Here is an 18,249-nt window from a genome sequence, read left to right on the forward strand (position 1 = left end):
TGTATTTTCCTGTTGAATGATTCTAAACGGGTGAGAGTATTATGAGATTACATACCGGTGAAGGATTCACCAATTCAAGGTTTAAAAACAGAAAAAAAGAAGAATTATTTGCCGTTAAGCAAACATCTCGCCTTCGACATCGACCGGGCCGCGGGTGAAGTCAAGAGTGACTTTTGCGACTGCTGCACGGAAATCTTCCTGCGTGATGGACGAACGTTCCTTCCTTATGGCAAACATACCGGCCTCCATGCAGATCGCGTACAGGTCAGCACCGTTCCTTCCTTCGGTGATCTGGGCAACTTCCTTGAGATTGACATCATCGGCTACCGCAAGGGAGCGGCTGTGCACCTTTAAGATCGAGAGTCTGCCGTCAATGTCGGGCAACGGGATCTCGATGATCCGGTCAAACCTGCCGGGCCGGAGCAGTGCCTTATCGAGAATATCGATACGGTTCGTTGCACCGATGATCTTCACATCGCCCCGGTTCTCGAATCCGTCCATGCCGGCCAGCAGCTGCATGAGCGTCCGCTGCACTTCGCGATCGCCGGAAGTATTTGCTTCTGTGCGGGACGCACCCACCGCATCGATCTCATCGATGAAGATGATGGTCGGGGCTTTCTTCTTGGCAAGGTCGAAGAGCTCACGTACCAGCCGGGCACCTTCCCCGATATATTTCTGGACCAGCTCCGAACCTACCACCCGCATGAAATGGGCGTTGGTCTCATGGGCGACAGCTTTTGCCAGCAGGGTCTTTCCCGTGCCCGGGGGGCCATGGAGTAAGACCCCCTTGGGTGGTTCAATCCCAATCTGACGGAATAATTCCGGGCGTTTGAGCGGGAGTTCCACGGCTTCCCGGATCTCGTTGATCTGGTCCTGCAACCCGCCGATATCAGCATACGTCTCTGCGGGGGAATCCACCAGTTCCATGCCATAGACCTGTGCATCGAAACTGTTGGGCAGAAGTTCGACAATGGCAAGCGACTGCTGGTTGAGCGTGCACCGCACACCGGGCTTAAGATCCTCGGCACTTATCGAAGGAGAACTCCGCACCATGAAGCGGGGGCCTGCACTGCTCCGCACGATCACCCGCGTGGAATCGACCACATCGGTAACCGTCCCGATGATAAGCGGGGGGCTCCGGAGCTGTTCGCTCTCGCTTTTGAGCTTCCGCACCTCGCGTTCGTACCGGATCTTCTGGGTCTCGATATACCGCTTGTCAGCCTCAGTCTGGCGCAGCTGCTCGCGGAGTTCAAGGTTCCGTGATTCAAGGTTACCTACCCGCTCCATCATCTGGACTTCAAGCTCGTGCTTGTCGTTCTCTATCTGGCCCAATTGTTCCCGGAGCTGTTCGGTGAGCGTACGGTACAGTCGGTACAGCTCTTCCGGCGTCTGGGGGTCCGTGGGTTGATGGAGGATGTCGCCCATCTCGTATCTCAATTAGGTATATAGGGAAATTGGGTATAAAGTGTTTGTGAGATTATGCAGTGCGAAATGTGCGGAGAAACGGTACGCGGCGCCCCAAAGTTAGTCCGTGTCGAGGGAGCCGAACTTCTGGTATGCTCCAAGTGCGAGAAGTTCGGCACCGAGGTGCAGCAGGTCCGGCGGACGGGTATTCCCAGTCCAGCCCGAGCCCCGGCAAAGCCCGGCTCGCCAGCGGGCGGTGCCCCCGCCCCAACCTGGCACAAGCGGGATATGTTTGATTTCATGGAAGGCGAAGTGGTCGAGGACTATGCAGTCCGGATCCGGACTGCACGGATGGAAAAAGGCCTCTCCCAGAAAGATCTTGCCATGCAGATGAAAGAGAAGGAACACCTGATCCGGAAGATCGAGAATGCCGAGCTGATCCCGGAAGATGATGTGCGGAAAAAACTCGAGAAGGTTTTGAGCATACGTCTGATCGATACCCCGGCAGATTCGGAAACTGAGAAAAAAGTACCGGGTAAACTCACCCCTACCCTTGGCGATGTTACCATTATCCGGAAAGTAAAAAAGTAACAATACCTGTTTTTCCTATCCCTTTTTAGGCCAGATCGATGACCGCATTGTGCAGGGTATCCAGGGTATCCCGCATTGCCCGTCCTGCATCCCGCAGGTGATGATAGATCTCCCGTGTCCGCAGGGCATTCATCGCATCATCTGTCCTGAACAACTCAGCCATGCTGGCGATATACAACTCTTCCATCTGGTTGTACGTATCCCGGGCATGGCGGATCTCTTCTTCAACCGCGTCCTTATCGGCATTCAACTGTTTGATGCCCCGGGATATGCACCTCGTACCGTCCAGAAGGTGTTTTGCCATCACACGAATGGGTGTATCCGGCATTACACCAAATGCGTACATCTCTTTTGCCGTCTCTTTTGCATAGTTGAGGATGTAATCCATCTCGCGGGAGATGCTGTAAATATCCTGGCGATCGAAGGGCGTGGAAAAGGAGCGGATAAGCTTGTCCTCCATCTCATGGCGCATGTGGTCCACCTCATTTTCAAACCGTTCGAGTTCATGAGGATTGTTAAGAGGTACGGTTTCGAGCCACACCACAAATGCCTGTACACCCTCAGCAGTCCGGTCGGACTGGTGGGCGAGCATGAATTCAAAATCATACTCGCGGGGAAAAATGGCTGACAGGATACCCTGTCTGCGTTCCGGTTGCGGTTTTTTTCCAGGATTCTGTTCATGGTTAACCATAGGAAATCACACTCCCGCAAAAGGGGAAATTATCCGGTACAAGACGGCAGATATCAGCATAGTGACCGGGATGGTAATTATCATAGCGATCAGGATATGCGTCCCGACCGACCACTTCACTTTCCGGGGATTTTCAGCCGCACCGACACCGATGACGGACATGGTAATGACCTGCGTGGATGAGACAGGGGCGCCAGCAAGCGTGGAAAGCGCAAGGGAAGCTGACGAGAAGAACTGCGAATCAAAGGAATGGATGGGTTCTATCCTGAAGATCCTGCGTCCCAGCGTGTTCATGATACGCCACCCCCCGCTGATGGTGCCGAGCCCGAGCAGGAGGGCACAGGCAATCCGGGCCCATAACGGCACGTCAGCAGCAGCGGACAGTCCGGCCGCGAACAGCGCAAGAGCAATGATACCCAGTTGTTTCTGGGAATCGTTCGCCCCGTTCGAAAACGCCATGACGGCAGCAGCGCACCAGTTAAGGTGAACAATCGATTTGTTTGCCTTCCGTTGTGCATTGCGCAACAGCAGGGCCGTGGTTTTGTGCATCAGGTAACTCCCGGCAAACCCGATCAGGATCGAGATGCCGAAAAATAAGAGGATCTTCACCAGACCTGTACATGCATAGGGAGGGGTGACCAGTTCATGAAATCCCCAGAAAACGCCTCCGATACCAGCCGCAGCGATACCGCCCCCAACAAGCCCCCCGATAAGGGAATGCGTGGAAGATGCGGGAAGACCGAATTTCCATGAGATGATATTCCATAATGTTGCTGTCAGGAGGGCAACCAGGAGGACGAGCATCAACTGGTCGGATGATGGCAGGATCAGCAGGCCGGTTATCGTGAAGGCCACTGCACTCCCCCCAAGGATTGCTCCCAGAAATGAGACTCCGGCAATAAAGATGATCCCTGTTTTCGGGGTTGCTGAACGCGATGCGATGAATGTCGCGGCAATGGAACTGGCATCCTGGAACCCGTTGGTAAACGTGAACGCCAGTGCGAGTATGACCGTGATTATGGCGATCTCAAACATAAAAATACCGGGCACCAAGTCTGCGGCAGGAAAATTTCCCGGCAACAGGCACAGCGCTGTATCGTATTTCTGTTCATAAAAACATGATGCCGGTTTCTGCAGGTTCTGATGATCCATCATGCAGGGAACAGGATGCTGTCGGTTATTAACGAGCAGAATGAGAAAACCCCGCTTGTGGATAATATTGGGGATATGTTATCTCCCACCATGGGATGTCTCTGATTGCAGGTATCCCAAAATATAAGAAGTGAAAATGCGAGAGGAATCGTATATGCAGGGATCGGAAACCCTTCTTATTGTGGATAATACCGATAGCGGGGTGTTGCCATCACTCAAGGACTTTTCTACCGGTAAGGTAGGGGCTTCCAGAGCGGGGACCTTCACTATCAGTTCAATCACCCACAGCCCGGTGGGGATGAAGAAGGAGTGGAAACGATTTTTAAAAGATCTGGAGATCCCGTCACGCACACTGGAAAGGGGTGAGTTCATCGCGGAGTTTGGATCCGGGCACTCCCAGATGACCTATCCGGTTGTGCTTATCCAGAAAGGAACGGAACTGTCAGTTCTTATCAGTACCGAAGAACTCTGCCGGTGCAGGGATCTCAGTGATCTGATTACCCTTATGAGACAACGGTTTTTATTCGAATAGTCATCTCACGCGACAAGGAACCGTGAAGACAAGCGCATCAAGTATCCGTTCTATCGCTTCTCTGATGTTGGTAAGCAATTCCCCGGAACCGATATGCCGTAACCTGAAAAAAAGAAAATTCCCGGGAGGGGTTATCGTATGATGGTTCCAGCGACCCGGTAACCCTGCGTGCATTCACCGTCGAGAACCGTCTCGAACATGTTCGACTGCCCACCCTGCATGGTGCCTATGAATACGGATCGCGAATCGCGTATGGTCCCGGTCTGGGTATTGATAAGGTTGAAGTTCACCGCCACGTTATCCATCGTTGTGTTGCCCGCATTGTAGGCATACCCGGAGACTTTACCGTAGCATCCGAGGCCGACAGACCAGCTGTCCTGATATTCATAGTGGGCCCGGATCGTGTCCCGTGCGATCTCCTGGCCGGCAGTTGTGGTTGTAGTGCATCCCGCAAGAAATACCGCCGCGACGATGAGCGTGAGAACAAGGGCAGTTTTTTTCATCGTTCAATCTCTTTGTTATGTTGTTCAGCTATCAGATTATCCCGCCACGCTATTTGTTATTACTGGTCTGTCCGCAGTAGTGGGTATGATCCCGGCTTTTCCAGGATCACCTTCCGGGAAAGAATAACAAAGGAGGGGGTATCTCTCTTGTGCCCGGACCGTGGGTAGGGACTCACCCCCTCATGCTGATGAGGGGCACCCACCCCCTCAGTTGGATGTTGAAAAAGAGACGCGAATGTGGATTATGGGTCAAAGACCGCTTAAGTAATCCTATTAATTATTCATGGAACTGCCCGCAAGGGTAATTGTCCCCATCCCCCCTGAGGTGACTTACACCTTTGCACGGTCTGACTTGTCTTTCTCGGCAGCGTAGATCAGGGGAGCCTGCTTGCTGCTCGCAGCAGTGTCTTTCCGGTTGCGCCCATATCCCCCGGAGGAGTCAATATGTTTCGCTTCCCCGTACCGGGGCTCCATCTTCATCGTGCCATCGGACTGCATGATCCGGACCATCTCGGGCTCTGCCGGAGCGACCGGGACATCGGGCTGGTGTGTGCCCCGTGAATGGATAACCGTACTGCCCTCAGAGGAGGTTGTGATGAACGGTGATGAGGGTGTAGACATGACGGGAGATGTGTTGCCCTGCACAATCGATCCCCGCTTAAGCTCCTGACGGTTGTATTCGTCGGCCTCCCGGGACATGGTCATGGCGAGCGCCTTTAAGTCGAGCAGCTCTGCGATCAGTCCCTTGACCAGCGCTTCCATCTCCGTTAATTTCTGTTCAAGTGACGCTATCCGGTCTTCTGATCCACCTGTTCCTGAAAGTTCCATAACAGTAATCAGTTTCTCCTGGTGATCGGGTTCATACCCGGGAAATTTGATTCTTGCATCAGACTGCACATACAAAACACTACTGGTTCCCTGACATGTTATAGTAAGGAGGTGGTTTCGGGAGGGGCCGGAAGCCAACATGACTAATAGGATAGTGTGAGTGGGTGGGAGTATTGAGAATGGGTGGCCGGGAGAAACAGCCAGAGGAGATGGATGCGGGACTGCCGGTTTCCGGATAACCATCCTTATCATGCCGTTTTCCCAACTCTGATTACACAAACCTGAAACCGGCACTCACCCGGGAATACCCGGTCCTACGGTACAGAGGTGATATCCATAAACAAGAAAACGCTCGGGCTCATCGCTCTTATCCTTGTTTTCCTTGCCGCCGGCGCATGGATTGGGTACACGGTTATCCACACGAACACGCCGGTCCGTATCGGCGTCCTCCTTGCCCTGACCGGGGATGTAGAATATAAGGAACCGCTCGAATGGGCAAAGGACACCATCAACAGCCAGGGCGGGATCGCGGGAAGGCCGGTCGAACTCGTGTACAAGGACACGGGGTCCGGCAATATAACGCAACTGGCACAGGAACTCTTAAACGATGATTCCATCCGGATCGTCATCGGGCCCACGGCCAGCGACGAAATGTACGCGATAGCGCCCTCATTCATCACAAAAAAGAAAGTTTTGATCAGTCCGACCGCGACATCCGGTGATATCCTGAGGGCGTTTGGAAAGAACGGGTATGTCTGGCGGACGGTGCAGGGCGATGCGGCCCAGGTGAAGGTCATCCTCACGATCCTGAAAGGAAATGGGGTGACAAAAGTAGCACTCCTCACGGAGAACAGCACGTACGGGCAGACGTTCTATGACTGGACCGGGTTCTTTGCAACCGAATACGGCATCGATGTCCCCTTCATCCGGCAGTTCGACGCGGGGTCGCCCACGCTCGACTCTGATGTTCTTGATGCCCTGAAGACGGGACCGGATTATATTGTTGCAGCTGCCGGGCCGCAAGACGCTGCAACGATCAAGCGGGCGATCGACCGGTCCGGAAGCAGGACAAAACTGTTCCTCACCGATGCTGCAGCCACGCCGGTCCTGATCAGTTCGCTCGGTGCTGCTGCTGAGGGGCTCGAAGGCACCAATCCCACGGCTGACCCGTCAACCGGATTCACTGACGCATACGAGAAAAAGTTCGGGCAGCGCCCGGCCGATTTCGCGGCGCCTACCTATGATGCCCTCCTGATCGCGGCGTTTACTGAAGCCCGCCAGGAGAGGGCCCCTTTCGAGTCACTTGCGGACTCGATCCGGCAGGTGGTGTACGGCGAGGCCACGGTCACCGGCTGGGACGCACCGGGAGTCCGCACGGCGCTTGAGGATACCCTGCACGGGCCTATGCCCTGGATCACCGGCGCAAGCGGCGGCCTGGAGTACGATGAAGTCCTGGGCGTAGACCCCATCGCCTCGTATTACGCCCAATGGCAGGTGAACAACGGCACTTTCCGGACCGTCGGCGTCATCAATTCACAAAACACCACCGTCATGGAGAAAACCGGCGGCGAATCTGTCGGGCAGTCCCGAGCATCGGCCGGGCTCATGTCCTCTTCGTCAACCCTTGCCGGGACCTATAGTGCTCCCGATGAGAGAACGAATTTTAAGGCAGTGATCGTCGGCCCTTCGCGGGGATGGAAAAATTACCGGCACCAGGCCGATGCCCTGACCGTCTATACCCTGCTCCGCCAGAATGGGGTTGACGACAACAACATCATCCTCATGGTATACGACGATGTCCCCACCGTCCCGGAAAATCCCCTGAAAGGAGACATCCACAATGTCCCCAAAGGACAGAATATCAGGTCCAAAGCGCAGGTGGATTACTCCGGTGCAAACATAACCGCTGCCACGTTCAGAAACGTCCTTACCGGTACCAGGACTACATCCAATCCGGTTGTGCTGGAGAGCGATGCCGGCACCGATGTATTCGTGTACATTGCGAGTCACGGTGCTCCGGGAGAGATTGTATTCGGGACCGGTAATTCGGTACTGACCACGGAAGATTTTACTGCCCTCACGGATTCGATGGAGAAGAACCATCAGTACCGGCAGATGGCCTTTTTCGTTGATACCTGTTTTGGAGAGAGTATTGCCACCAACATTACAGCACCGGGTATCCTGTACCTGACCGGGGCAGCCAAAAACGAGCCCTCACTCGGGGCGGTCTATGATATGGATATCAAACAGTGGCTCTCGGACGAGTTCACCTCTGGCGTTATCAGCACACTCCGGGCAAACGGCAATATCACGTTCCGGCAAGTCTATCCTGCGGTGTACACGAAAGTGACCGGCTCGCATGTCCGCATGATTAGTACGGGAAATTTCAACATGGATACACCGGTTATGGAGTTCCTGAAACCCTGAACCGGGACTTTTCTCATCACCGGCGCGAGTGGTTGGGAATGTTCACCGTCACTGCAGGTATCCGGGCAGATTCCGGGGTCTTGAAACAAGCCCACGCGCCCGGTTGTTTACATCACCGGTCACTTGAGAAACAGGAGCATGTCCCGAACCGTTCCGCAGAAATTACCGCCAGGATGTACAATAAGGGTGCAAGGGCAATCCATAGCTGATACAGGCAGTGGCGGGATCTCTACAACCTCGTTCCATGAACACTTCCTGTGCGGTAAAATGGGCGTCGGGGGTTGCCGGAAACCCGGTATAACGGGTCATGGTGCTGATGATCGCGATGATCTCGTCTTTCCTGAGCCCGGCATTGAGACCGGCATTGCCCCCAACCTCCCTGTCGAAGAAACCTGATGGAAATTATGCCAGGCATTAGTTTATACACTCACCGGTCTCATTTCGGTATATGCTTGAGGAGTTCTGTGAAGGAAATCACTGCGATCAATACATCCATTCTCTTGGGGGGTCTTTTGCACAGTGTCTTATGGTACAGAGAGAATTATCCCGGGTTGGTACCTGTCCTCTCCGCTATGACAAGATTGTGGTAAAGGCGATCCCGGAAGCAAGAACCCATTCCCGCAGCGAGGTCAAAAGCGAGCCAACGAAAATGAAAGGATTTCCCATCAGATCAAAATGATCTGAAGTTATTAACGGCTGAAAAGATCGCAGATGAGACTCTCGTGAATATTTCGAGATGTTTTAATACTTTTTTCCTAATGAACAGCCTCATGAAACGTACTACGGGTTTTCATTAGGAGTATCGCTCCTTATGCTTGTGATCGATGCCCGGGTCTGAACCAATTCTCACATTTTTCACAATTTTAAAAAACATTTTTTATCCTGATTCTTCCCTGCGTCAGGGCCTGTCAGAGACATGGCGGGGCAGGGATTGAAACAGGGATTTAAAAAAAGTTATGCGTGGGGTTCCGTTTCAGCAGATTCGGGCATGTGCCCGGTCTTTGCAGTGGTGTAAAGATCCAGCGCTGCAATCCCTCCAACCGTTGCCACCACAAACGCAACGCTGAACAGTGCGAGATAATAGAGGAGGCCAAGAGCAATCCACGGGCCGGTGGGAATGGCGTAGAGAAGATCCGGTGGTGTGACCATCCCGTGCGCTGCCTGGACAAGCAGGTACGTAAGGAACACACCGGATACGACAACGCCAAGGAAGACAGCGCAGGCAGCTACCTCAACCCAGGTCTTTTTCATCATGGCAAACGATCCCCCGACTGCCTCCCTGAGGGTCTTTTGCTCGAGAACGATAAAGGGCACGACAAACGCGGTCAGGATGAACAGGAGCAGATTGATCGCCGAAAAGGTCAGGGCGTCCATAAACCCATAGGGATATGTCCAAAACAGCGGCGTTCGTCCTCCATAGCCCGGAATCTCGGCAAAGGTGCTCGGATTGAGGTTCAGGGTGAAGGGAAACTGGAGGAGCGGGCTGAGAAGGAAAGAACTGAAAGGCCAGAAGAACCCGCCGGGATAAAAGAAAATCCTGTTGAGCAGCATGCCTGCGAGTGCCAGAACAAAAGACCACAGGAAGATTGCTTTTAAGTATTTTTTTGCCCCTGCAAGCTCCACAAAAAACGAGGCAGAATTTTTTTTCTTTGAAGAGATGCTTAAGACAAGGCCCGCGAGTAAGAACACCAGGCAGAACAGTGTTGCGAACTCGATTAAAAAGCGCAGGACAAGCGGTATAATTCCATCAGACATGATCCAGTCGATGTAGCAGATGGCACCCTGGCCGATGGTGTTTCCCGCCAGCACAAGCCCGGCGAGGAGCGTAAACCAGAGGAGCTGCCGGTTCTGGTTCAGTGTCCTCATGCCAGAGAGGGCAGATCCGATTCCCCGGCGAATAGTTCCCGATCCTCCACCCCCGCCATCGGGAAGTCCCTCATGGGCGGGTTCAGGCAGGTTAACACTATCTGCCTGCGAGGCATGGACCAACGGGGGTTTCCGGCACAACCCCAGCCACTGGCCAGCGATTCCGGAGATGAGACGCATCAGATCACAACCCCTGTTGGTTCAGTGGATTCAGCGGCGATCTGCCTGCTTTTTGCCGATGTGTAGAGGTCCAGAGCGGCAATCCCCCCGACCGTTGCCATTACAATCGCAAAACAGAACAATGCAATATCATACACGAGAGCAAGAGCAATCCATGTATTTTCCGGGCGTATCGTGACAACCTCGTCTGGTGTGACCATCCCGGATGCAGCCTGGACGAGCAGGTACGTAAGGAACACACCAAATGCAACAACTAAAAGGAAGACGATGCAGGAAGCTGCCTCAATCCAGGTCTTTTTCATCATGGCAAACGATCCCATCACTGCGTCACGGAGGGTCTTCTGCTCGATAGCGATAAAGGGCACGACAAACGGGGTCAGGATAAACAGGAGCAGATTGATGGCCGAAAAGGTCAGGGCCTGTATGATCCCGGATGGATATATCCAGGATGTCAGCGAGAGTCCCCCATAGCGTGAGGGGTCGGAAAATATGTGGGTGAGCGTCGGGTTGAAGGGATACTCCACAAGCAGGTCGACCCATCCATTGAGGGTTCCCAAGATATTGAGGAACAGGTGATTACGCGGCAACCAATCGTAAGAATAAAAGTAAATACTGAAGAGCAGCATGCCTGCGAGTGCCAGAACAACAGACCACACAAAGATTGCTTTTATGTATTTTTTTGCCCCGGTAAGTCCTTCAAAGAACGACGCATAACCTTCTTTCTTTGACGAGATGCTCAGGACAATGCCTGTCAGTAGGAACACCATGCAGAACAGTGTTGCGAACTCGATGATAAAGTTCAGGACAACCCATTCGGTTTCACCAATATACGGTTGCATGGTCCAGGTGATGTAGCCAAGTGCCCCCTGGCCGATGGTGGTTCCCGCCAGCACAAGCCCGGCAAGGAGCGTAAACCAGAGGAGCTGCCGGTTCCGGTTCAGTGTCCTCATGCCAGAGAGGGCAGATCCGATTCCCCGGCGAATAGATCCCGATCCGCCGCCCCCCCCGTCAGGTTGCCCTTCGCAGGCAGGTTCCGGCGGGAAACTAAAACCTGTCTTCAGGGCATGTACTGCCGGTGCTTTCCGGCACAGGCCGAACCAGTGTTCAACAATTTCCGATACCCGGGTCATGTTAGACTCTCCCTGATTTTTGTGAGTAATTCTTCAGCCATTTTTGTCGGTTCGGCAGTTTTCTCAATTTTGATCCCGAGTTCTGAAGCGAAATCCCAGATGAATTCGATACACTGGGTGAATTCATCGCAGGACTTACAGTCGCCGTCATGCTCGTACCAGACCTGCATGCCGTGCTTTTCTGAGACAAAGATGAACGCCGCGGTCTGGAACGGGATGGATTTGCCGAAAAGTACCCCACGTCCCACATCGATCTTCTCAACCTGGATCCGGTTTGCGTGTGCCATCTCCCGCAGCGAGCATTCAATCTTCTCGTCCATCACGAGGAGTGCCTGTGATACACCTTGTCTTGTTATCCCGACAAGGTTTGCGATGGAGATGTTCGACATCCCGCTGCGCCGCATCTTCCAGAACCCGAACTGTTTCTCGTTCATTGGCAGGAACATGTGTAAATGTATGGACATTTACAATATAAAAATTTCGTATGTTTTGTTGGCTGATGTAGTATGCCATCTTACCCTCACCCCCTTTCCGGAAAATTCTCAGAGGGTTTGTGATCTCGCGAGGGTTCCCGGCCCCAGGACACCTTCAAGGCATGGCGGGGCAGGGAGGTTACATTTTTATCAGGCACCAGAACCGCCGGGGGGGCATCCCTTCGGGGGTGGCGGCGTTTATCTTTGTTGAAAAATGAGGGCGCTCTAATGATATAACTGAATATCGGTGCCCCCCCGTGGATCTAAAGTATTACCAGGACCTTAATCAGAGAATGATCTCGATATTGAGTTTTTCTGCAAGTTCCTTGTACCGGTTCCGTATGGTGACCTCGGTCACGCCCGCAACTTCCGCCACTTCGCGCTGCGTACGCCGTTCTCCGCCAAGGATGGAGGCGATGTAGATCGCTGCTGCCGCGACACCGGTCGGCCCCTTGCCGCTCGTCAGTTCCTGTTCTGTAGCCAGCCGGAGGATCTCGATGGTCCGGCTCTGGACTTCTCCTTTGAGGGTGAGGCCCGAACAGAACCGGGGCACATAGTCCATCGGAGATGTCGGCAGGAGCCTCAAACTCAGCTCACGGGAAACGAACCGGAAAGTCCTGCCGATCTCTTTTCTCGATACCCGGGAGACTTCTGCAATCTCATCGAGTGTGCGGGGCACGCTGCACTGCCGGCAGGCGGCATAGAGCGCTGCTGCAGCAACGCCTTCGATGCTCCGGCCGCGGATCAGGTTCTTGTCAACGGCGTCACGGTAGACCACGGCGGAGCTCTCGCGGATGTTCCGCGGCAGGCCAAGTGCGGAAGCCATCCGGTCCAGTTCCGAGAGTGCGAACGCAAGGTTCCGCTCGGTCGCATTGCTGACACGGATACGGCGCTGCCATTTGCGGAGACGGTACAGCTGGGCCCGGTTCTTGGAAGAGATCGACCTGCCATAGGAATCCTTGTTGCGCCAGTCGATCATCGTGGAGAGACCCTTATCGTGGATCGTCATGGTCATCGGTGCGCCGGTACGGGCCCGTTTATTCCGCTGTTCGGAGTCAAACGCACGCCACTCGGGACCGCGGTCAATGAACTCGTCATCGAGCACAAGCCCGCAATTCTTGCAGACCAGTTCTGCCCGCTCACGGTCATGGACCAGCACGCGGCTGCCACACTCCGGGCAGGTGGTTTCGGTCTGGTTTTCTGCTTTCTTCTCCAGCTCATTCTGTTTCGTTCGTGATTTAAACGATTCCCGTTCAGACTGGAGGACTTTTAATCTTTCAATTTCCGCCATTCGCATTTCCCTTACTTAATGATCTGGTTATCCTGGTACTTTCTGCTGCATTGAACCGGTATATCCGCATATAATTTTTAGTACGCGGACATTTGTGCGGATTTGCGCCGGTTACCGGAATCCACTTCGCTTCCCGCGGGTTGAACCGGGCCGGGCAGGACATTTCTTTCACTGCCGATCTCTTGAGTCACGGGACCATTTTGTTTTTGATAGATTCACAATCTGTACAAAAATGATAGTGGAACAGTCAGCAGTTTACCGTCCGGTTAAATTCACCGGACTTGTCGTGGTGTCTTATCCGGGTGAGGTTATATGCCTTCGTGTGATGGAATAGGCCGGGAGAAATGCGGAGCAGGGCAATCAGCGAGCCCGGTAAAAATAATCCTGAGATAATTTACCTCATACCCTGTTCCCGATATGACGTATTTAAGGTATTCAGGGGGAACTGTACCGCGGCAGATTACGACACGTTGAGGCAGGCAGCCGCCATTGCCGCAGCGAAGATAACATACCTGTTTTTGATAAAATAGTCCGTTCTGATCATCTGCCTGGTTTTTTGTACGGGAAACGGTTTCGTGATTATCATTTGTTTAACCACAAACCCTTCAACCCCCCTGTCAGTCCCGCCCGCCACGTCCCTCCCCGCATGATTTCTTATGCAGCAGGGACAACCGGTAAGCATGAGCGCGGAGATCCCCTGGGACAAGTCAAGGATGGAGTGGAAACCGGTTGACATGACCGTCACGTACAATGGTGACGGTGCTTTCACCACTCTCACATCGTCCGGGATCACCTTCCCGATGGAAGCCCCGGTCGGTATGGGCGGGCACGGGAAGGTGCCCAACCCCATCCAGTACCTGGTCGGCTCGCTGGGCGGCTGCGTTGGTGTGAAAATCCTCCTTGCGCTGTCGGACAACGGCATTGTCCCGGAGGAGCTGACTATCGGCATCCACGGGACCCGCAAAAAGACCATGCCTGCATTTTTCGATCATGTGCACCTGACCATCACGCTCCGGGCCGATGTGGATGAGGCTCTTGTGTCAACGATCATCGACCAGACCCTTACCCGTCTCTGCCCGATCGCTGCAATGTTTGCCGAGGTCGGGAACGTGACCGCGGAACACCGGATTGTCCGGACAACATCCGGCTGACGTGCCCCCGGCAATTCCCGGCAGGGTATTTATAGGAAGGAACAGCCGTGAAACGTGCCATTTGACCTGACGGTGGGGGCGAGCCCCTTTCTGGACTATTCAATCAACACAAAATTTGGTTGTTCAACACTAAAATTTCAGGTGCCTTTTCTGCTTCACATGCCAAGGAACTTTAACAATCCATATACCAGAAAAGCAGGCCAGAGAATCGCTTTAATGACTCCCAGGATTCCCCCCAGCAGGCTTGTTGCCGTGGAGAGATAATACCAGAGGGCCCCCAGGAAGCCCAGTCCATACAGTGCGCCTCCCGATCCGTGGCAACACATATGCTTCATCATGTGAGTTGCGGACCCGCAACAGTTTTTCGTATCCTGCTCAGATGTTTCCGTCTCCATGTCTCTCAACTCACAGAATTTTATCTTCTCTAGGGATATAAAAGAAGCAGGTAGAGTGTTGTCATGTCTACCGGAATCCGTTGCTTGTAGGATAAAAGGCGAGGAACGTAATGCCGATTCTCCCGGCTTTCTGCCTCGGGTGCCCGGTTCCGGGCACCTATTGACGCATGACTCATGGGTTTTCATGGGACCGGGTACGGTGCATTTCTCTCAAAATAGAGTCTCCGGTCCCCGATGACAATCGCAGCCGCGATCAGGAGCAGCAGCACCGTAATGATGCACTTGGTGAATTGCTCCGCCATAATAAAACTCATCGCGATATTTGCTGAAAGGTGGAAGAGGAAACAGGCAACCACGCTCCGGTTGTTCCGGTAGTACAGCCAGTTAATGATGAATGCCAGCGCGAAGGCGCTTACAAAGAAATTTGCCGTATACAGCCAGCTGGAAAGGAGCGTGTTGTGATAGAAACCATTGATAAAGAAGAGCGGCGTGTGCCAGAAAGCCCAGAGGATACCAAAGGAGAGCGATGTGACAAACAGCGTGGACCGGCTCCTGAGACTGTCAACCCCGTATCCCCGCCACCCGGCTTCTTCCATTGCCGGCGCAGCGAAGAGGCCGAGGAGGCCTGGCAGAGTCACAAAGGCTGAGCCAAGCAGGATCGTGAACTGGTCCGGAGATTTCCCGAAAAGGAGGGAGATCCCAATCGCAATGCACATGACAGCCGGCATCAGGAAGATGATGACCGGAAGCGTCCGCGGATCGATCCGCCGGAGGCTGAACAGCCGGTCCTTGTAATCGCGCCAGAGTTCCGGGCTCTTCGTCCGCCAGAACATGATGAGTGCCGCGACAATGGGACCACTCATCCCCAGGAACATCACGAAGCCCTGCAGCCCCTCAGCCCCTCCGTGCCCGTTGAGGTATGCTTCAACGAACCAGAAGGTCCAGGTGACGACATACGCGATCAGAAAGAACTGTGCTGGTTTGTATAAGATCCGAATGTCCATCGTAATTTCTCCGGTCCATCCGCTATGCATGTGAATATGCAGGAGGGTAACATAAGGCATTCGCCGCCCAGTGCGGGCGGCTGTGACCGGTGGCGGAGGGAGCCGCCGGGGAGTGTGGGGGGGAGGGGCGGCGGGAAATTCCCCTAATTCTCCGTCGATACTGTTGTGTTGGGATCTCAGGGAGGAGATACACTTTTTTTTAGCTCTCCTCCTGTTGCGGCCAGCTGCATTAACCATGAATAGTCTTTTATTGGCATACACGTATTCTGGTATGTCTGAAAATAATCCCCGGGGTTTTTACCGGATTCGACGCTCATGGATAACCTCCTTAGTATCAGGGAAGGGACGAACTAATGACGGCTATGAACGAGGGGAGAGAGTCAGTATGGAATCATTTAAGGTAGCGTTCTTCTGCTGGGAATCGATGTATGCAGAACGGGTGGGCGGCCTTGCCAGGGCTGCGACACTTCTTGCAGAAACGTTAGTAAAACAAAACCATGATGTGCATTTCTTCACGCGGGGAACTATTCCCGATCAGACGATAAAAGGTGTCAGTTATCACTATTGCCAGCCATCCGGAAAAAACATAGTTGAATATTGCGACAGCATGAGCGCCTCGATGGTGGAACAGTTTCACCTCAATGATGCACCCCGCCGCTTTGATGTTCTCCATTTCCATGACTGGCATACGATCCAGGCTCTCCACTCGCTGCAGGACCGGAATACAATCCTCACCTTCCACTCAACCGAATACGGGAGGAATGGCAACCAGTCCGGAGACTGGTGGGAATTTAAGGAAATATCCGCGAAAGAATGGTATGGCGGACTTATTGCCAAACGGGTTACGGCAGTTTCTGCATCCCTGAAAAATGAAGTGATGGGGTTATACACTATACCTGATGAGAAATGCGACGTAATCCCGAACGGTGTGGTCCCCCGTGAGTTCCGGACATTGATCGATCCGGGGGAAGTGAAGAGATCGTATGGAATACATCCCTATACGCCCCTCCTCCTGTTTATCGGCAGGCTTGTCTGGCAGAAAGGGCCGGACCTGCTAATAGACGCGGTAGGGAAAATCTGCCAGCACCACCGGGACGTTCAGGTCGTTATAGCGGGGGAAGGGGATATGCGGCAGTACCTGCAGGATCGGGCAAAAAACCTGCCGGTCAACTTCATCGGATACATTCCGGACTCTGAGTATGTAAGATTATTAAACGCCGCTGATATCGTTGTCATTCCCAGCAGGAATGAACCCTTCGGGCTTGTGCTTCTGGAAGCATGGAGTGCCGAACGATGTGTTGTTGCATCCAATGTCGGTGGACTATCGGAGAACATTGACCCATTGGTAAATGGTGTCAAAGTGGATGTTGACCCCGAATCGCTCGCATGGGGAATCAAGATGATGCTGGATGACCCGGAGACCGCGGGAGCCTTTGGGAAACGTGGCAGAACCAAAGTGGATCGCTACTTCCTCTGGGATCCGATTGTCAGAAAACTGACAGAGACCTATGCTCGTATAGTTTCATGAAAATTGCTTTTTTTGAGGGACCCGGAACCGTTACGGTCCCCGTTCAATCCTGTATCTGCATCGCTGCCGGCGGCGGGGGCTCTGGCCGGGCCGGTTATCGTTTGGGGGCACGAACAATGAGATTCGTGAACCCGACGGCACTCTTTGAGATCACGAAAGCGGAACCCACGACATGCAGACAGGTAAGGTGCAGCTAATCGGAACAAATGTTCAGATTATTTTCACACCCCGCTACCCTAGTATAAGAGAATGAACATCCGGATAAATATTAGAAGACAGTAATAAAGGAGAATGAAATGAAAATTTACATGGACGTCTGTTGCCTGTGCAGGCCGTTTGATGACCAGACAATAGGACGAATCCGTCTTGAAGTGACCGCAGTCCAGGAGATCATCCGTCGCTGCGCAGCACGGGAATATACATTGGTTACCAGCGAAGCGATAACCGAAGAACTCTCAAAAATCCCTGACATGCAGAAACGGCTGCGTGTAGAAAAAATCGCATCCATGGCAAAAGAATCCATTCTTATTGACGAGGCAATAATCTCCCGGATGCACGAGTTAATTTCCCTGGACGGTGATGCAATGGACTCGCTCCACATTGCCTGTGCTGAACGGGCTGGTGCGGTACTTCTTACTACAGATGATGGACTGATAACATTTTTTAAGTTGCACCGGAACATACAGGTATATATAGAAAACCCGGTCACTTGGTTGAAGGAGGAAAAACTATGAGTGCCAAAACATTACACCAGATCCAGCAGGAGGGGCTTGACGTACTGGTAGAGAAGCTTGGCCCGGACGATGCAATCCGGTTCCTCCAGATCTATGAAACAGGAAGCGGCGACTGGACAAAAGACCGGAAAAAAATCCTGGATAAAGACCCGGATAAAATTATCAAGAGCATCATGGAGCGGAGAAAAAAAATACCTGCTCCGTGAATGCTGTTCCCGGTTTTTCCTCTCTAACTTTTTTCATTATTTTATTTTTAGTAACTCACTTTTTTCAACGATAAGCGGGAGCGTCTTATCGGCATTATCCGTGGAACACCTGTTTCTGTTAAAAACTCCGGCACGGGCCGGGCAAATGATATGACCTACGGCA

General features: G+C 53.1%; 20 protein-coding genes. 9 read left to right on the top strand and 11 right to left on the bottom strand.

Features of this window, described 5'->3' with window-relative positions:
* Window positions 1–114: 114 nt before the first annotated feature.
* Window positions 115–1,290, bottom strand: coding sequence for a proteasome-activating nucleotidase (locus tag WC593_01310; GenBank protein ID MFA4823774.1), 1,176 nt, complete (start codon window positions 1,288–1,290; stop codon window positions 115–117).
* A gap of 189 nt (window positions 1,291–1,479) precedes the next feature.
* Between WC593_01310 and WC593_01315 the strand changes: the two genes are divergently transcribed.
* Window positions 1,480–1,995: a multiprotein bridging factor aMBF1 gene (locus WC593_01315; GenBank protein MFA4823775.1), complete on the top strand. Its 516-nt coding sequence runs from the start codon at window positions 1,480–1,482 to the stop codon at window positions 1,993–1,995.
* 25 nt (window positions 1,996–2,020) lie between these two features.
* Here the strand turns inward: WC593_01315 and WC593_01320 are convergent, their stop codons facing one another.
* Window positions 2,021–2,686, bottom strand: coding sequence for a DUF47 family protein (locus WC593_01320; GenBank protein MFA4823776.1), 666 nt, complete (start codon window positions 2,684–2,686; stop codon window positions 2,021–2,023).
* A gap of 6 nt (window positions 2,687–2,692) precedes the next feature.
* Window positions 2,693–3,841 carry an inorganic phosphate transporter gene (locus WC593_01325; protein ID MFA4823777.1) on the bottom strand — a complete coding sequence of 383 codons (1,149 nt, stop codon included), beginning with the start codon at window positions 3,839–3,841 and terminating at the stop codon, window positions 2,693–2,695.
* Between the two features lie 151 nt (window positions 3,842–3,992).
* On the opposite strand from WC593_01325, the gene WC593_01330 reads away from it, so the two are divergent.
* On the top strand, window positions 3,993–4,370 hold the full coding sequence (locus tag WC593_01330) for a hypothetical protein (protein ID MFA4823778.1): 378 nt from the start codon (window positions 3,993–3,995) through the stop codon (window positions 4,368–4,370).
* 131 nt (window positions 4,371–4,501) lie between these two features.
* Here the strand turns inward: WC593_01330 and WC593_01335 are convergent, their stop codons facing one another.
* Complete coding sequence (locus WC593_01335) at window positions 4,502–4,873, bottom strand: hypothetical protein (GenBank protein MFA4823779.1); 372 nt, start codon at window positions 4,871–4,873, stop codon at window positions 4,502–4,504.
* A gap of 330 nt (window positions 4,874–5,203) precedes the next feature.
* A complete protein-coding gene (locus WC593_01340; GenBank protein ID MFA4823780.1) occupies window positions 5,204–5,770 on the bottom strand; it encodes a hypothetical protein in 567 nt (188 codons plus the stop codon).
* A 258-nt stretch (window positions 5,771–6,028) separates the two neighbouring features.
* Between WC593_01340 and WC593_01345 the strand changes: the two genes are divergently transcribed.
* From WC593_01345 to WC593_01355, 3 genes are all read left to right on the top strand, one after another.
* Window positions 6,029–8,128 (top strand): C13 family peptidase, encoded by a 2,100-nt coding sequence (locus WC593_01345; GenBank protein MFA4823781.1) that lies wholly within the window; start codon window positions 6,029–6,031, stop codon window positions 8,126–8,128.
* A 138-nt stretch (window positions 8,129–8,266) separates the two neighbouring features.
* Entirely contained in the window at window positions 8,267–8,524 is a 258-nt protein-coding gene (locus WC593_01350; GenBank protein MFA4823782.1) for a hypothetical protein, read from the top strand.
* Between the two features lie 130 nt (window positions 8,525–8,654).
* Window positions 8,655–8,807, top strand: a complete 153-nt coding sequence (locus WC593_01355; protein MFA4823783.1) for a hypothetical protein — start codon at window positions 8,655–8,657, stop codon at window positions 8,805–8,807.
* Between the two features lie 275 nt (window positions 8,808–9,082).
* Here WC593_01355 and WC593_01360 read toward each other — a convergent pair whose 3' ends face one another.
* The 4 genes from WC593_01360 to WC593_01375 all read right to left on the bottom strand — a co-directional run bounded on the left by WC593_01360 (window position 9,083) and on the right by WC593_01375 (window position 13,068).
* Window positions 9,083–10,174: a DUF6159 family protein gene (locus WC593_01360; GenBank protein ID MFA4823784.1), complete on the bottom strand. Its 1,092-nt coding sequence runs from the start codon at window positions 10,172–10,174 to the stop codon at window positions 9,083–9,085.
* Window positions 10,174–11,304 carry a hypothetical protein gene (locus tag WC593_01365; GenBank protein ID MFA4823785.1) on the bottom strand — a complete coding sequence of 377 codons (1,131 nt, stop codon included), beginning with the start codon at window positions 11,302–11,304 and terminating at the stop codon, window positions 10,174–10,176. The genes WC593_01360 and WC593_01365 overlap by 1 nt, the downstream gene beginning before the upstream one ends.
* On the bottom strand, window positions 11,301–11,750 hold the full coding sequence (locus WC593_01370) for a hypothetical protein (protein ID MFA4823786.1): 450 nt from the start codon (window positions 11,748–11,750) through the stop codon (window positions 11,301–11,303). The genes WC593_01365 and WC593_01370 overlap by 4 nt, the downstream gene beginning before the upstream one ends.
* A 313-nt stretch (window positions 11,751–12,063) precedes the next feature.
* Window positions 12,064–13,068, bottom strand: coding sequence for a transcription initiation factor IIB (locus tag WC593_01375; protein MFA4823787.1), 1,005 nt, complete (start codon window positions 13,066–13,068; stop codon window positions 12,064–12,066).
* 680 nt (window positions 13,069–13,748) lie between these two features.
* Here WC593_01375 and WC593_01380 point away from each other — a divergent pair.
* Entirely contained in the window at window positions 13,749–14,219 is a 471-nt protein-coding gene (locus WC593_01380; protein MFA4823788.1) for an OsmC family protein, read from the top strand.
* 155 nt (window positions 14,220–14,374) lie between these two features.
* Here WC593_01380 and WC593_01385 read toward each other — a convergent pair whose 3' ends face one another.
* Together WC593_01385 and WC593_01390 are read right to left on the bottom strand one after the other, a co-directional pair.
* Window positions 14,375–14,554: a hypothetical protein gene (locus WC593_01385; protein ID MFA4823789.1), complete on the bottom strand. Its 180-nt coding sequence runs from the start codon at window positions 14,552–14,554 to the stop codon at window positions 14,375–14,377.
* 242 nt (window positions 14,555–14,796) lie between these two features.
* On the bottom strand, window positions 14,797–15,618 hold the full coding sequence (locus WC593_01390; GenBank protein MFA4823790.1) for a CPBP family intramembrane glutamic endopeptidase: 822 nt from the start codon (window positions 15,616–15,618) through the stop codon (window positions 14,797–14,799).
* A 385-nt stretch (window positions 15,619–16,003) separates the two neighbouring features.
* On the opposite strand from WC593_01390, the gene WC593_01395 reads away from it, so the two are divergent.
* From WC593_01395 to WC593_01405, 3 genes are all read left to right on the top strand, one after another.
* Window positions 16,004–17,146, top strand: a complete 1,143-nt coding sequence (locus WC593_01395) for a glycosyltransferase family 4 protein (GenBank protein ID MFA4823791.1) — start codon at window positions 16,004–16,006, stop codon at window positions 17,144–17,146.
* 296 nt (window positions 17,147–17,442) lie between these two features.
* Window positions 17,443–17,880, top strand: a complete 438-nt coding sequence (locus tag WC593_01400) for a hypothetical protein (GenBank protein MFA4823792.1) — start codon at window positions 17,443–17,445, stop codon at window positions 17,878–17,880.
* Window positions 17,877–18,086 carry a hypothetical protein gene (locus tag WC593_01405; protein MFA4823793.1) on the top strand — a complete coding sequence of 70 codons (210 nt, stop codon included), beginning with the start codon at window positions 17,877–17,879 and terminating at the stop codon, window positions 18,084–18,086. The genes WC593_01400 and WC593_01405 overlap by 4 nt, the downstream gene beginning before the upstream one ends.
* The last annotated feature ends 163 nt before the right edge of the window (window positions 18,087–18,249 follow it).

The organism is Methanoregula sp. (assembly GCA_041645435.1).
Taxonomy (GTDB): domain Archaea; phylum Halobacteriota; class Methanomicrobia; order Methanomicrobiales; family Methanospirillaceae; genus Methanoregula.

Bases quoted from the DNA above. Each gene is read 5' to 3' on its own strand.
- WC593_01320 (MFA4823776.1), bottom strand. From the start codon at position 2,686: ATGGTTAACCATGAACAGAATCCTGGAAAAAAACCGCAACCGGAACGC.
- WC593_01380 (MFA4823788.1), top strand. From the start codon at position 13,749: ATGAGCGCGGAGATCCCCTGGGACAAGTCAAGGATGGAGTGGAAACCG.
- WC593_01365 (MFA4823785.1), bottom strand. From the start codon at position 11,304: ATGACCCGGGTATCGGAAATTGTTGAACACTGGTTCGGCCTGTGCCGG.
- WC593_01325 (MFA4823777.1), bottom strand. From the start codon at position 3,841: ATGATGGATCATCAGAACCTGCAGAAACCGGCATCATGTTTTTATGAA.
- WC593_01310 (MFA4823774.1), bottom strand. From the start codon at position 1,290: ATGATGGAGCGGGTAGGTAACCTTGAATCACGGAACCTTGAACTCCGC.
- WC593_01315 (MFA4823775.1), top strand. From the start codon at position 1,480: ATGCAGTGCGAAATGTGCGGAGAAACGGTACGCGGCGCCCCAAAGTTA.
- WC593_01335 (MFA4823779.1), bottom strand. From the start codon at position 4,873: ATGAAAAAAACTGCCCTTGTTCTCACGCTCATCGTCGCGGCGGTATTT.
- WC593_01390 (MFA4823790.1), bottom strand. From the start codon at position 15,618: ATGGACATTCGGATCTTATACAAACCAGCACAGTTCTTTCTGATCGCG.
- WC593_01395 (MFA4823791.1), top strand. From the start codon at position 16,004: ATGGAATCATTTAAGGTAGCGTTCTTCTGCTGGGAATCGATGTATGCA.
- WC593_01405 (MFA4823793.1), top strand. From the start codon at position 17,877: ATGAGTGCCAAAACATTACACCAGATCCAGCAGGAGGGGCTTGACGTA.
- WC593_01360 (MFA4823784.1), bottom strand. From the start codon at position 10,174: ATGCGTCTCATCTCCGGAATCGCTGGCCAGTGGCTGGGGTTGTGCCGG.
- WC593_01385 (MFA4823789.1), bottom strand. From the start codon at position 14,554: ATGAAGCATATGTGTTGCCACGGATCGGGAGGCGCACTGTATGGACTG.
- WC593_01370 (MFA4823786.1), bottom strand. From the start codon at position 11,750: ATGTTCCTGCCAATGAACGAGAAACAGTTCGGGTTCTGGAAGATGCGG.
- WC593_01350 (MFA4823782.1), top strand. From the start codon at position 8,267: ATGTCCCGAACCGTTCCGCAGAAATTACCGCCAGGATGTACAATAAGG.
- WC593_01355 (MFA4823783.1), top strand. From the start codon at position 8,655: ATGGTACAGAGAGAATTATCCCGGGTTGGTACCTGTCCTCTCCGCTAT.
- WC593_01330 (MFA4823778.1), top strand. From the start codon at position 3,993: ATGCAGGGATCGGAAACCCTTCTTATTGTGGATAATACCGATAGCGGG.
- WC593_01375 (MFA4823787.1), bottom strand. From the start codon at position 13,068: ATGGCGGAAATTGAAAGATTAAAAGTCCTCCAGTCTGAACGGGAATCG.
- WC593_01400 (MFA4823792.1), top strand. From the start codon at position 17,443: ATGAAAATTTACATGGACGTCTGTTGCCTGTGCAGGCCGTTTGATGAC.